The organism is Mycolicibacterium sp. HS_4_1 (assembly GCF_054515875.1).
The window spans coordinates 1,180,570-1,192,927 of the sequence record NZ_CM137261.1 but is presented as its reverse complement, the minus strand read 5'-3'; the positions used below and the strand labels follow the sequence as shown (position 1 = coordinate 1,192,927).

At 67.2% G+C, this 12,358-nt stretch carries 10 protein-coding genes; 3 read left to right on the top strand and 7 right to left on the bottom strand.

What is annotated here, in order from left to right:
* The first annotated feature begins 4 nt into the window (after positions 1-4).
* Positions 5-844, top strand: coding sequence for a type VII secretion target (locus ACX12F_RS05725; RefSeq protein ID WP_459368672.1), 840 nt, complete (start codon positions 5-7; stop codon positions 842-844).
* 221 nt (positions 845-1,065) lie between these two features.
* Here the strand turns inward: ACX12F_RS05725 and ACX12F_RS05720 are convergent, their stop codons facing one another.
* The 6 genes from ACX12F_RS05720 to ACX12F_RS05695 all read right to left on the bottom strand — a co-directional run bounded on the left by ACX12F_RS05720 (position 1,066) and on the right by ACX12F_RS05695 (position 7,458).
* Positions 1,066-2,706, bottom strand: a complete 1,641-nt coding sequence (locus ACX12F_RS05720; RefSeq protein ID WP_459368671.1) for an ABC-F family ATP-binding cassette domain-containing protein — start codon at positions 2,704-2,706, stop codon at positions 1,066-1,068.
* 142 nt (positions 2,707-2,848) lie between these two features.
* Positions 2,849-3,211 (bottom strand): RNA-binding S4 domain-containing protein, encoded by a 363-nt coding sequence (locus ACX12F_RS05715; RefSeq protein WP_459368670.1) that lies wholly within the window; start codon positions 3,209-3,211, stop codon positions 2,849-2,851.
* Positions 3,208-4,272, bottom strand: coding sequence for a succinyl-diaminopimelate desuccinylase (gene dapE, locus ACX12F_RS05710; RefSeq protein ID WP_459368669.1), 1,065 nt, complete (start codon positions 4,270-4,272; stop codon positions 3,208-3,210). Before dapE ends, ACX12F_RS05715 begins: the two co-directional genes overlap by 4 nt.
* Positions 4,273-4,298: 26 nt before the next feature.
* Positions 4,299-5,579, bottom strand: a complete 1,281-nt coding sequence (locus ACX12F_RS05705; RefSeq protein WP_459368668.1) for a GAF domain-containing protein — start codon at positions 5,577-5,579, stop codon at positions 4,299-4,301.
* A 23-nt stretch (positions 5,580-5,602) separates the two neighbouring features.
* Positions 5,603-6,397: an acetoin reductase gene (locus tag ACX12F_RS05700; protein ID WP_459368667.1), complete on the bottom strand. Its 795-nt coding sequence runs from the start codon at positions 6,395-6,397 to the stop codon at positions 5,603-5,605.
* A gap of 14 nt (positions 6,398-6,411) precedes the next feature.
* On the bottom strand, positions 6,412-7,458 hold the full coding sequence (locus tag ACX12F_RS05695; protein WP_459368666.1) for a 2,3-butanediol dehydrogenase: 1,047 nt from the start codon (positions 7,456-7,458) through the stop codon (positions 6,412-6,414).
* 114 nt (positions 7,459-7,572) lie between these two features.
* Here ACX12F_RS05695 and ACX12F_RS05690 point away from each other — a divergent pair, with 114 nt between their 5' ends.
* Together ACX12F_RS05690 and dapD are read left to right on the top strand one after the other, a co-directional pair.
* Positions 7,573-9,387 carry an NAD(P)-binding domain-containing protein gene (locus tag ACX12F_RS05690; RefSeq protein ID WP_459368665.1) on the top strand — a complete coding sequence of 605 codons (1,815 nt, stop codon included), beginning with the start codon at positions 7,573-7,575 and terminating at the stop codon, positions 9,385-9,387.
* Between the two features lie 83 nt (positions 9,388-9,470).
* A complete protein-coding gene (gene dapD, locus ACX12F_RS05685) occupies positions 9,471-10,403 on the top strand; it encodes a 2,3,4,5-tetrahydropyridine-2,6-dicarboxylate N-succinyltransferase (RefSeq protein ID WP_459368664.1) in 933 nt (310 codons plus the stop codon).
* Here the strand turns inward: dapD and ACX12F_RS05680 are convergent, their stop codons facing one another.
* Positions 10,404-12,116 carry an MOSC domain-containing protein gene (locus ACX12F_RS05680; protein WP_459368663.1) on the bottom strand — a complete coding sequence of 571 codons (1,713 nt, stop codon included), beginning with the start codon at positions 12,114-12,116 and terminating at the stop codon, positions 10,404-10,406. It lies immediately after the preceding gene.
* Between the last annotated feature and the right edge of the window lie 242 nt (positions 12,117-12,358).

Sequence of the window (12,358 nt, the reverse complement as noted above, 5' to 3'; positions counted from 1 at the left end):
GGTCATGGGCGATCGGCTACACGTCAATACCGAGGGTGTACTGGGCATGGCCCGCGTGCACGACGCGGTCGCAGCAGGGCTCGGTGAGCTCCAGAACAGCGGTGGTCTCGGGGAGTCCGTTGGCCCCGCGAAGACGCACGGGCTGATCGCTTTCGGGATGAATTCGGCGCTGGGCGGCGTCATGGCGCGCCGGGACAACATTCTGCAGTCGACGGGAGCGGCCGGCCAGCAGATGTCCGAGCAGTTGCACCGCGCCGCGGAGTCCTACCGGGCCGGTGACGAGCAGGGCGCGCGGGGCCTGTCCTCGGCGGCCGAGGGCATTCCCGGCGGCGGCGGCGGTGGTGTCAGCGCCGGCACGCCGGGCGGTCTCGGCGCGGCGGTGCCGGGCAGCCCGGCCGCCGGCGGTGGCGACGTGGCGCAGACGCTCGGTCAGGTGGGCCAGCAGGCCGGGCAGATCGCGCAGGGTGTCGCGCAGACGTTGGGCCAGATTCCCGGCCAGTTGGCGCAAGGCCTCACCGGGGTGCTCAGCGGGATAGCCAGTGGCCTGGGTGGCATCGAAGGTGTCGGCGCTGGGCATGCGGCCGGTGCCGGGCTCGGCGGGCTGGATGATCCCAGCGGGGTGGACTCCGTTGGCGAACACGGCAAGTCCGACGCCGACGATCAAGACCGGGACCGTCAAGACCGTCGGGATCCGGAGCGCCACGAAAAGGGCGAGGACGACAACCGGATTTTGTCGGTTGAACACCGACAGCCCGGCGGGTCCGATGTGAACGAAGCCGGGCCGACGGCCGGCGCCGCTCCCCCGCCGCGCCGGCCGGCCCAGACCCGGCCGCAAGACATTTAGGCTGAGCCTCGCGTTGAGTGTGCGTGGGCGCAGACAAGTGCCGAGTAGCGATCAGCTGCGATGCACAGTCAATCGCAGCCTGGGATTGAGTGTGCACTGCGACAGACAAATGTCGAGTGGCGATCGGCTGGGACGCACGGTCAACGAGGTGGTGCCGCAGAGTGGCGTTGACTGTGCGTGGGCGCAGACAACGTCGAGTGCCACCCAGCAGTGATGCACGGTCAACTGCGCTCGGAGGCACACCCGGGCAGCGTCATCCACCGCTCGATGCCGATGGCGGCGAGGAACCGCTCGTCGTGGCTGACGACGATGAAGGCACCTCGGTAGGCGTTCAGCGCGGCCTCCAGTTGCGCGACGCTGACCAGATCCAGGTTGTTGGTCGGTTCGTCGAGCAGCAGCAGGTGCGGCGCCGGTTCGGCGTACAGCACGCAGGCCAGCGTCGCGCGCAGCCGCTCCCCACCGGACAGAACCGATACGGGCAGATCAATTCTGTTGTCCTGGAACAGGAACTGCGCCAGCAGGTGTCGCCTACGCGTGACACCCAGGGTCGGCGCCCAGGTCATCAGGTTCTCCAGGACACTGCGCTGTTCATCCAGCAGGTCGAGGCGCTGCGACAGATAGGCGATGCGGCCGCCGCCGCGGGTCAGAGTGCCGGCATCGGGCTGGAGGTCGCCGTTGATCATCCGAAGCAACGTGGACTTTCCCGCGCCGTTGCGACCGGTCAGGGCGATGCGTTCGGGGCCGCGGATATCGAGGTCGATCCCGGCCCCGGCCCCGGCCCCGTTGCCGTTGCCGTTGCCGGCGAACAACATCCGGCCACCGCGCTGGATGTTCAGCCCGGTCGCACTCAGGACGGTCCGGCCTGCGGGCACTTCCGTGTTCGGCAGGTCGAGCGCGATGACATCGTCGTCCCGCACCGCGCGTTCCGCGGCGTCGAGGCGGGCCCGGGCGTCATCGACGCGACGCGCATGGACCTCGTCGGCCCGGCCGGCTGACTCTTGAGCGTTGCGTTTGAGTTGTCCGGCAATGATTTTCGGCAGGCCGGCGTCTTTGACGTTGCGGGCGGCGGTGCCGGCACGACGTGCGGCGCGTTCCCGGGCCTGCTGCATCTGCCGTTTCTGGAGTTTGAGCTGCGACTCCGCGTTGCGCATCTCGTCTGCCGCGGCACGTTGCCCGTCAGCCACCGCGTCCTGATAGGCCGTGAATTTCCCGCCATAAAACTGGATGTCACCGTCGCGCAGTTCCGCGATGCGGTCCATGCGATCCAGCAGTGCGCGGTCGTGGCTGATCAACAGCAGGGCGCCCGAGTAGCGGTCCAGCTCATCGTACAGCCGTTGTCGTGCAACGGAATCCAGGTTATTGGTGGGCTCGTCGAGCAGCAGCACATCGGGCCGCCGAAGCAGTTGTGCGGCCAGCCCCAGGATGACGACCTCTCCGCCGGACAGGGTGCCGAGCACCCGGTCGAGGGGGACGTCGAGGCCGAGCCGCGCCAGCTGCGCGATGCTGCGTTCCTCGATGTCCCAGTCGTCGCCGATCGCGGCGAACACCGCCTCGGAGGCATCACCGTCCGCCAGCGCAGTCAAGGCAGCCAAAATAGTTGCCACCCCGAGCATTTCGGCGACGGTCAGATCGGTCACGAAGGGCAGCGTCTGTGGCAGGTAGCCGAGCGAGCCGTCGATGGTGACGCGGCCTCCGGTCGGCTGCAGCTCTCCGGCGATGAGTTTCAGCAGGGTGCTCTTACCGGCACCGTTGGGGGCGACCAGTCCGGTGCGACCGGCACCGACGGTGAACGACAAATCCGAGAACAGCTCGGTGTCATCGGGCCAGGCAAACGACAAATGGGAACACGTAATAGAAGACATGCAAAAGCTCTCGCGAGAGTGACAGGGGCAGGGCGTACTCCGGTTATCCGGAGATGTCTTCTCCCAGCATGTTTCGGCCCACCTCGGTTGACAGCAGTTGCAAAGCCCACGGTACTCGTGTGCGCAACTGATTTATCTCCGGTCAGTAACCGCGCAGCTGATCCAGCTGTCGCCGTTCACGTTTGGTGGGACGGCCCGCTCCCCGATCACGAACAGGCACCGCGGGTATCGTCTCTTTGGCGGGCGGCGGCGGGCTGCGATCGATCAGGCATTCCGGCACGATGGCCGCACCCACGCGCTTGGCGATCGGCCGGATGACCTCCACGATGCGCTCGCGGCCCTCGATCCGGACCCGGACCTCGTCGCCCGGGCTGACCAACTGCGCAGGTTTGACGGGCACACCGTTGACTCGGACATGTCCGGCCCGGCAGGCCGCGGCAGCCAGGGCCCGGGTCTTGGTGATCCGAACCGCGAAAATCCAGCTGTCGACGCGGACGCTACTCAACGTGTCAGGTACCGCCGCAGTATGTCGGTGACCACGGTGATCTCCGCCGTCGACACCCGTTCGTCGACCTTGTGCGCGAGGTTCGGGTCGCCCGGTCCGTAGTTGACGGCCGGAATACCCAGGGCGGCAAAGCGTGCCACGTCGGTCCAGCCATACTTGGCCCGCACCTGTCCCCCGGCGGCCGCGACCAGTGCGGCCGCGGCAGGCTGCGTCAGCCCCGGCAGTGCACCGGCTGCGGAGTCGGTGAGCTCGATGCGGACATCGAGACCGGCGAACACCTCGTGCACATGCGTGAGCGCCTGCTCGACACTGCGGTCCGGGGCGAACCGGAAGTTCACGGTGACCGAGCCGGCGTCGGGGATGACGTTGCCGGCGATACCGCCGTCGATCCGGACCGCGGAAAGACCTTCTCGGTAGACGCAGCCGTCGATGTCCACCTGGCGGGCCCGGTAGCCGGTGAGCCGGTCGAGGATGGCACCGAGCTTGTGAATCGCGTTGTCGCCCAGCCACGATCGTGCCGAATGCGCGCGGGTGCCGGTGGTGTGGATGATGACGCGCAACGTGCCCTGGCAGCCGGCTTCGATGAGGCCGCCCGAGGGCTCGCCGAGGATCGCGACGTCGGCCTCGAGCCAGTCGGGCAGTTCACGTTCGATGCGGCCGAGTCCGTTGGCGCTGGACTCGATCTCTTCGCAGTCATACATGACGAGGGTGATGTCGTGCGTCGGCTCGGCAATGGTGGCGGCGAGGTGCAGGAACACCGCGTCGCCGGCCTTCATGTCGGAGGTGCCGCAGCCCCAGAGTTCGTCGCCGTCGAGCCGGCTCGGCAGGTTGTCCGCCGCGGGCACGGTGTCGGTGTGCCCGGCCAACAGCACGCGCGACGGCCGGCCCAGGTTGGTCCGCGCCAGCACGGCGTCGCCGTTGCGGATCACCTCGAAGTGCGGGGCCTGCGCCTTCAGCGCGGTCTCGATCTCGTCGGCGATGAGCTGTTCGTGCCGGGATTCGCTGGGGATGTCGACCAGCGCGGCGGTCAGAGCGATCGGGTCGGCGGTGAGATCCAGCATTCAGCCAGGTTAGTCGGTCCGCCGGTTCAGGCGACCGCGCGCAGGGCCCGGATGGCCGGCGCGGTCGAGGCGCCCAGCAGTGTCGAGCGGTCGGCCGGGTAGCGCACATCGATGACGGCATCGTCGCCGAACCGGTAGGGCTTGCCAAGAACCAAGCCCGCCAACTGCTTTCGCATCCGCGACAGCTCGGCTCGCACCGTGACCACCCGGCTCCGGTCACCGTAGAGGTCCTCGGCCAGCTCCGACGCCGACCTCCCGTTCCGGTGTATCGCCAGCACCAGCAGGATTTCGGCGTGCCGCAGCGAGATGTCATGGCGCCACCCACCGAACTGGCCGGCCATCTCGAGGACGGGCGCACCACGCAGGTCCAGGACCACGCGGGTGGCGGCCGCGTCGTCGTCGGCCGCGGCGGTCGATGGCCGGACCAGCCACCCGCCGGGCAGAATCTCGACCTCGCACCGGCCCAACGTAGGGATCCAGACCCGGCCCGGGGCCAGCTCGTCGGGCAGCAGAATCCGGTTGTGCAGCGGCATCTGATCGACAGCGGCCACCCAGCCGTCGGCGTCGACGGCCAGCGCCGGACTGCCGATCCGCGCGAGAATGGGCGCGGCGACCATTCGCAGCCGGTTCAGCGTCCGGTCATGTTGCTCGCGTAGGTGGGATTCGGCGAGTCGCGCGACGGCATCGACCAGCGCGACGGTGGTGGGATGCACCGTCGAGGCCGGCCCGGAGACGTCGACGACGCCGATCACCTGGCCGGTGCGCGGGTCGCGGACGGGTGCGCCGGCGCAGGTCCACGCGTGATGGCTGCGCAGGAAATGCTCGGCGGAGAACACCTGCACGGCGCGGTTGGACGCCAGCGCGGTGCCGATGGCGTTGGTGCCGACGGCACCCTCGCCCCAGTTGGCGCCCTCGACGAACCCGAGCCGGTCGGCCTTGCCGAGCACCGCCGCGGATCCCGACCGCCATAACACGCGGCCCCGGGCGTCGGCCAGCACCAGGATGTTGTCCCCTTCGGCGACAATGGATTCCAGCCCCCTGGACACCTCGTCGAGCACCGCGAGCAAGCCCGATGACTTGCGCAGTGCGTCCAACCCGGACGCCTCGATGACCGGTGGGATGTGGGTGTCGGGGTTGACGCCCCGGGCCAGCATCCGCTGCCAGGATTCGCCGATGACGTCGCGGGGCCGCGCGGGCGCGCGGCCGCCGGACATGGTCGCGTCGTAGACAGCCGACATCAACCGCGCGTAACTGCGCGGGTCCTCGCCAACGGCTACCGCTGGTTCAGGCACGGCCGGGCTCTGCATCATCGCCGATTGTGCTCCGCATGTCAGCGATAAACCAGACCGCCGTCGATCAGACCCGCCTGCCCGGTCATGTAGTCGGCGTCCGGTCCGGCCAGATACGACACGAACCCCGCTACGTCGTCCGGGGTTTCAGCGCGGCCCAGAGCAATCCCGCCGACGAACTTCGCGTACGTCTCGCCGACCGGCGCGCCGGTGAGTTCGGCGAACCGCTTGTCGATCTCCACCCACATATCGGTGCCCACCACGCCGGGACAATAGGCGTTGACGTTGATGCCGTCGGCGGCATGCTCCTTGGCGGCGGCTTGGGTCAAGGCGCGCACGGCGAATTTGGTGGCGCTGTACGGCCCGAGCATGGCGAAGCCGTCGTGCCCGGCGATCGACGAGGCGTTGATGATCTTGCTGACTTTGCCGTTCGCCTGGTTCCCGAGTTCTTTGAATTTCGCGACGGCGGCCTGGATGCCCCACAGCACGCCGTCGACGTTGATGGACCACAACCGCTGGAGGTCCTCGGGCGTCACGTCGACGAGCGGGCCGACCAATGCGACACCGGCGTTGTTCACCATGATGTCGAGCCCGCCGAGTTCGGTCGCGACGTAGTCGACGGCAGCGAACACTTGATCCCGGTTACCGACGTCGGCCACGAAAGTGGTGAATTTTGAGCCGATTTCGGATATCTCGGCGGCCACCTCGGCCAGCGGGTCGGCTTCGATGTCGACGAGTGCGACGTCGGCGCCGTCGCGGGCCAGTCGCAGCGCGATGCCACGTCCGATGCCGCGGCCGGCACCGGTGACCAGGGCGACTCTTCCTGTCAATGTCATTGCTGTTTCTCCGCTCATCGCGTCGGGTCGACCAGAACCTTCATCTTGTTCCCCGCGTGCAGCGCTTCGAACCCCTCGCTGACCACGTCGCCTATCGGGATCTGGGCCACCCATCCGGTGGTGTCGTAGGCACCTTGCGCCATCAACGCGATGACAGCTTCGAAGTCGGCGCCGGTGTAGCAGAGCGAGCCCTGGATTCGGGACTCGTTCATCACGAGGCGCAAAAGCGGGGTCTGCAGCGGCTTTTCGTAGATGGCAACGCTGACCATGGGTTTGCGCGATCCGACGCAGGCCAACGCGGTCTCGACGGCGGGGGTGACGCCGGCGGCGTCGAACACGGCGTCGGCTCCGGCGCCGTAGGTGTGGTCGGCAATGAAGCCCGGCACGTCGGTGGCTGTCGGGTCGAGCGTGACGGCGCCGAGCGCTTCAATGGCCGCCCGCCGGGTCGGCGACGGCTCGACGACGAAGACCTCCTGAAGTCCCTTGCCCCGCAAGGCGAACCACAGCCCGATGCCGATCGGGCCCGCACCGAACACCATCGCGGTGTCACCGGAACGGACGTCGCCGAGAGTGGCGGCGTGGTAGGCGACCGACATCGGTTCGACGAGCGCTCCGAGTTCCAGCGAGACGTTGTCGGGCAATCGGTGCAGCATGTTCGTCGGCACGACGGTGTATTCGGCCATGCCACCGTCGGACATCAGGCCGTGGAAGCCGATTTGCTGGCAGACGTTGTAGTTGCCCGCCGCGCAGGGTCCGCAGTGGCCGCATTTGTAGATCGGCTCGACGGCCACCCGGTCGCCCTCGCGCCATTCGGTGACGCCGGCGCCGACAGCCGTGATGATGCCGGAGAATTCGTGGCCCAGCGTCAGTGGCAGCTCCTGGTGGGTCAGCGGATGCGGCTGCGTGGGGACGAAGATGGGGCCGGCGTAGTACTCGTGCAGGTCGGTGCCGCAGATGCCGTTGAAGCCGACCTGCAGTTGCACCTGGCCCGGCCCGGGGGTCGGGATGGCGACGTCCTCGACCGAGACTTTGTTGGGACCGTAATAGACAGCTGCTCTCATGAGCCCAGTTGTATGTGACGGCGACCACATCCCGACAGAGTTGCAGGGGGTTGCAACGCTGCAACGTGGTGCAACTCTTGTCGGAAGTTGCGCCCTGGCTGTGTCCTGAGTCACATGACCGCAACACTGGAACCCACAACCGCCGTCTCTCCGCAGCAGCGTGTCGAGACCTGGCTCGCCAACTTCGAAGCGGCGCTGGCCGCACAGGACATCGACGGCGTGGTCGGGATGTTCGCCGTCGACAGCTTCTGGCGCGACCTCGTCGCCTTCACCTGGAACCTCAAGACCGTCGAAGGACGCGACCAGATCGCCGGCATGCTGCGCGCCCGACTGGCCGACACCACTCCATCCGGGTTCCGGATGCGCGAACCCGCCACCGCCGACGGCGACGTGACGTCGGCATTCATCGAGTTCGAGACGGCCACCGGGCGCGGCTCGGGGCACCTGCGGCTGCGTGGCGACGAAGGTTGGACGCTGCTGACGACACTGCAGGAGCTCAAGGGCCATGAGGAACGCAAGGGCGCGACGCGGGTGCTCGGCGCCGTGCACGGGTCCGATCCCGACCCACGCTCGTGGGCCGAGAAGCGCGCCGAGGAAGAGGCGACACTGGGCCGCGAGAAGCAGCCCTATGTGCTGGTGATCGGCGGCGGCCAGGGCGGTATCGCGCTGGGTGCGCGGCTGCGTCAGCTCGGCGTGCCGGCCATCGTCGTCGACAAGCACGACCGACCCGGTGACCAGTGGCGGGGGCGGTACAAGTCCCTGTGCCTGCACGACCCGGTCTGGTACGACCACCTGCCCTACCTGCCGTTCCCGGCCAACTGGCCGGTGTTCGCGCCGAAGGACAAGGTCGGTGACTGGCTGGAGTTCTACACCAAGGTCATGGAGGTGCCGTACTGGTCACGCACCGAATGCCTCTCGGCCACTTATGATTCCGAGGCCGGCCGGTGGACCGTCGAAGTGAATCGTGACGGCGAGCAGCTGACCTTGCATCCGACGCAACTGGTGCTGGCAACCGGGATGTCCGGAAAGCCCAGCATCCCAACGCTTCCGGGCCAGGACGTCTTCGCCGGCGAACAGCACCACTCGAGCCAGCATCCGGGGCCGGACCGCTACGTGGGCAAGAAGGTCGTCGTGGTGGGGTCCAACAACTCCGCGCACGACATCTGTAAAGCCCTGTACGAGAACGGCGTCGACGTGACGATGCTGCAGCGCTCGTCGACCCACGTCGTCAAATCGGATTCGCTGATGGACCTCGGTCTCGGGGATCTGTACTCCGAGCGGGCGGTGGCCGCGGGCATGACGACCGAGAAGGCCGACCTGACGTTCGCGTCGCTGCCCTACGCCATCATGGCCGATTTCCAGCGACCGATCTACGACGCGATCCGGGTGCGGGACAAGGACTTCTATGACCGGCTGGAGGCTGCCGGGTTCGAACTGGACTTCGGCGACGACGACTCCGGGCTGTTCATGAAGTACCTGCGCCGCGGCTCGGGCTACTACATCGACGTCGGTGCGTGTGAGCTGGTGGCCAACGGGTCGATCAAGCTGGCACACGGCCAGGTGTCGCACCTGACCAAGGACGCGGTGGTGCTGGCCGACGGCACCGAGCTGCCCGCCGACGTCGTCGTCTACGCGACCGGCTACGGGTCGATGAACGGCTGGGCCGCCGACCTGATGGGCCAGGAGATCGCCGACCGCGTCGGCAAGGTGTGGGGCCTGGGCAGCGGGACGGCCAAGGACCCCGGTCCGTGGGAGGGCGAGCAGCGCAACATGTGGAAGCCGACGCAGCAGGAGAACCTGTGGTTCCACGGCGGCAACCTGCACCAGTCGCGGCACTACTCGCTGTACCTGGCGCTGCAGCTCAAGGCCCGTTATGAGGGCATCCCCACGCCGGTCTACGGCCTGCAGGAGGTCCATCACCTGCAGTGAGCTGGTTTCCGCGCGAGCTGGGGGCACCGCCCTCTCCTGGGTGGTGCCCCCAGTTCCGCGCTGGTTCAGTAACCTTGGCCAACGTGACTTCTTCTTCTGGTGCATCCGGCATCGGCATCGCCACCATCACCGCCGACGGAACGGTCCTGGACACCTGGTTCCCCGCGCCCGCGCTCTCGGCCGACGCCGCGGCCGGCCCGGTCCCCGCTGAGCTGGAAGCCCTCGTCGGCACCGATGAGGATCGCGGCGTGCGCACCGAGATCGTGCGGACCACCATCGCCTCGCTGGATGACAAGCCCGCCGACACGCACGATGTCTGGCTGCGACTGCACCTGCTGTCACACCGTCTGGTCGCGCCCCACGGCGCCAACCTGGACGGCATCTTCGGCCTCCTGACCAACGTGGTGTGGACCAACTTCGGCCCGTGCGCGGTCGAGGGCTTCGAGACCGTCCGCGCCAAGCTGCGCCGTCGCGGCACCGTCACCGTGTTCGGCGTAGACAAGTTCCCCCGCATGGTCGACTACGTGCTGCCGAGCGGCGTGCGCATCGCCGACGCCGACCGCGTCCGCCTGGGCGCGCACCTGGCGTCGGGCACCACGGTCATGCACGAGGGCTTCGTCAACTTCAACGCCGGCACCCTCGGCACCTCGATGGTGGAGGGCCGCATCTCGGGGGGCGTCGTCGTCGATGACGGGTCCGACGTCGGTGGTGGCGCGTCGATCATGGGCACGCTGTCCGGCGGCGGCAAAGAGGTCATCTCGGTGGGCAAGCGGTGCCTGCTGGGCGCCAACGCCGGCCTGGGCATCTCGCTCGGCGACGACTGCGTCATCGAGGCCGGCCTGTACGTCACCGCCGGCACGAAGGTGACCACCGCCGACGGTCAGACTGTCAAGGCCAAGGAGCTGTCCGGCTCGAACAACCTGCTGTTCCGCCGGAACTCGGTCAGCGGCGCGGTCGAGGTCGTCAAGCGTGACGGCACCGGCATCACCCTCAACGAGGCGTTGCACGCCAACTGATCAGATATCGAGCACCACATCGCTTTCCGGTGCGGCCGAGCAGATCAAGACGGCTCCGACTCGGGGAGGTTCGAGCGGTTCCCGGATATATGTAGTTGTGCCCGCGATGATTTCGGTCTCGCACAGGTGACACACACCGCTTCGGCAGGCGAAGCGGGTCGGGACATCGCAGGCGTCAGCCAGGTCGAGAAGGCTGTCGTAGTCCGGCGACCACTGCACCGTGAGCCCGCTGCGGGAGAAGACCACGGCAGGACCGGTGCCGGCCCGGCCCGATGGCGGATGCGGGGCCCGACGAGCCACTTCGTCGACGACGCCGGGATGTATCGAAGGTAAGGCGCCGAACGTCTCGGTGTACACCCGCGCCGGATCCAAGCCGGCGGCCAGGAGGCCATCCCGAACCTCAGCCATGAAATTGGTTGGCCCACAAACGTATGCCGCCGCGGCTGGCGGCAGGCCCAGCGCAACCAACATCGCCCGGTTCAATCGTCCTTGAGTCTGTGTATAGATGGTCTGCTGACGTGCGTTGGGAAGTGTCGCAATCAGCGCATCGATTTCGGCTGCGAAAGCATGTGTTTCACGATTCCGCGCGGTGTGCAGCCACCAGATTTCCCGGCCCCTGTCTGTTGCGGACAGCCAATGCAGCATTGCCAGAACCGGAGTTACTCCGATACCGGCGGAGACCAAGACCACCGGGGAGGTCTCGCCGGTGAGACAGAAATCGCCGCGAGGGGCGGCGACCTCGAGCACAAGCCCTGGGACCGCGTGGGCGTGCAACCAGCTGCTGACCATCCCCCGCTCTTCTCGTTTCACGCTGATGCGGTAGGCACTGGGGGTGGGGCTGCCCGATATCGAGTAACTCCGCACCGGTGCCGGTTCACCGGCCTGCGGAACCCTGATCGTGAGGTACTGGCCGGCAAGCGGTCCCGGTAACGGGCTGCGGTCCTGCTCTTTCAGCCAAATGGACACCACTGCCGAGGTTTCATGGTGCACTGCAGTCACTTGCAACGCACGAAACCCGTTCCACCCCGGTTCGGTCCCGATAGGCGGTCCGGTAAGAACCCCTGAGGCCTCGTGCGCCGCAAGCATGTCGCGAAACGACTGCAGCCAACCGGTGCTCAACGCCGGAACTTCGACGATCTTGCGAAGTTGCCCCCTATCTCGATCCGGCAGGTAGAGCAGTGCATCGACATCACTGACGCTGAGCTCATGAAGTCCGCGCCGAGTCCTGACCACGTCGTCACCGGCACGCACCTGACCTTCCCTGATGACACGGAAGTAGAATCCTGGGCGACGTTGGGAGACAAGCAGTTTGGGCATCTGCGGCTCATTGAGCCGAATCCCCAGACGAAAGCAGGTGACGCGGGGCTGGGTGACCTCGAACTCGGCATCTCCGATGCGGTAGCGATCGCCTATACAGACCTCGTCGTCAGCGAGTCCACTGACGGTGAAGTTCTCGCCGAAGTCTCCCGGTGCGAGATCGTCTCGGGCCAGGTATTCGCCCCAAAAGTCATAGGACTCCGTCTGGTAAACCATGACCGCGCGCTGTTCGCCGCCATGACCTGCTAGATCGCCTTGACCATCGCCGTCGATGTTGAGCCGCCGCACCATGACTGGACCATCGACCGGCGTCTTCCAGATACCGGTCACAATGGTGCTGTTCTTCCATGGCACGTGCTTGGGCATACCGACGTTGACCGAGACGAGCGTGGCCACATGCGCCTCCTTGCGTAACCTCGACAGCTTCGGAAAAGCCGCTGCGCCGTCGCATCAACATCTTCGCGCGCTGGCGACCGGAATGGCTACCCCGGAGACGTCGCCAGTCGCAGCGTCGTCACAGTCGCCTGACAGCGAGGGATCAGCCCGTGGTCATGGGTGAAATCGTGCGCGACATCTGTACCGCGGCCGCGTCACGCCGTACGATCGTGAAGGGTTCCAGGGGCGAATCCGCCTTGCAG

Bases quoted from the DNA above. Each gene is read 5' to 3' on its own strand.
- ACX12F_RS05725 (WP_459368672.1), top strand. From the start codon at position 5: ATGGGCGATCGGCTACACGTCAATACCGAGGGTGTACTGGGCATGGCC.
- ACX12F_RS05720 (WP_459368671.1), bottom strand. From the start codon at position 2,706: ATGTCTTCTATTACGTGTTCCCATTTGTCGTTTGCCTGGCCCGATGAC.
- dapE (WP_459368669.1), bottom strand. From the start codon at position 4,272: ATGCTGGATCTCACCGCCGACCCGATCGCTCTGACCGCCGCGCTGGTC.
- ACX12F_RS05705 (WP_459368668.1), bottom strand. From the start codon at position 5,579: ATGCAGAGCCCGGCCGTGCCTGAACCAGCGGTAGCCGTTGGCGAGGAC.
- ACX12F_RS05700 (WP_459368667.1), bottom strand. From the start codon at position 6,397: ATGACATTGACAGGAAGAGTCGCCCTGGTCACCGGTGCCGGCCGCGGC.
- ACX12F_RS05695 (WP_459368666.1), bottom strand. From the start codon at position 7,458: ATGAGAGCAGCTGTCTATTACGGTCCCAACAAAGTCTCGGTCGAGGAC.
- ACX12F_RS05690 (WP_459368665.1), top strand. From the start codon at position 7,573: ATGACCGCAACACTGGAACCCACAACCGCCGTCTCTCCGCAGCAGCGT.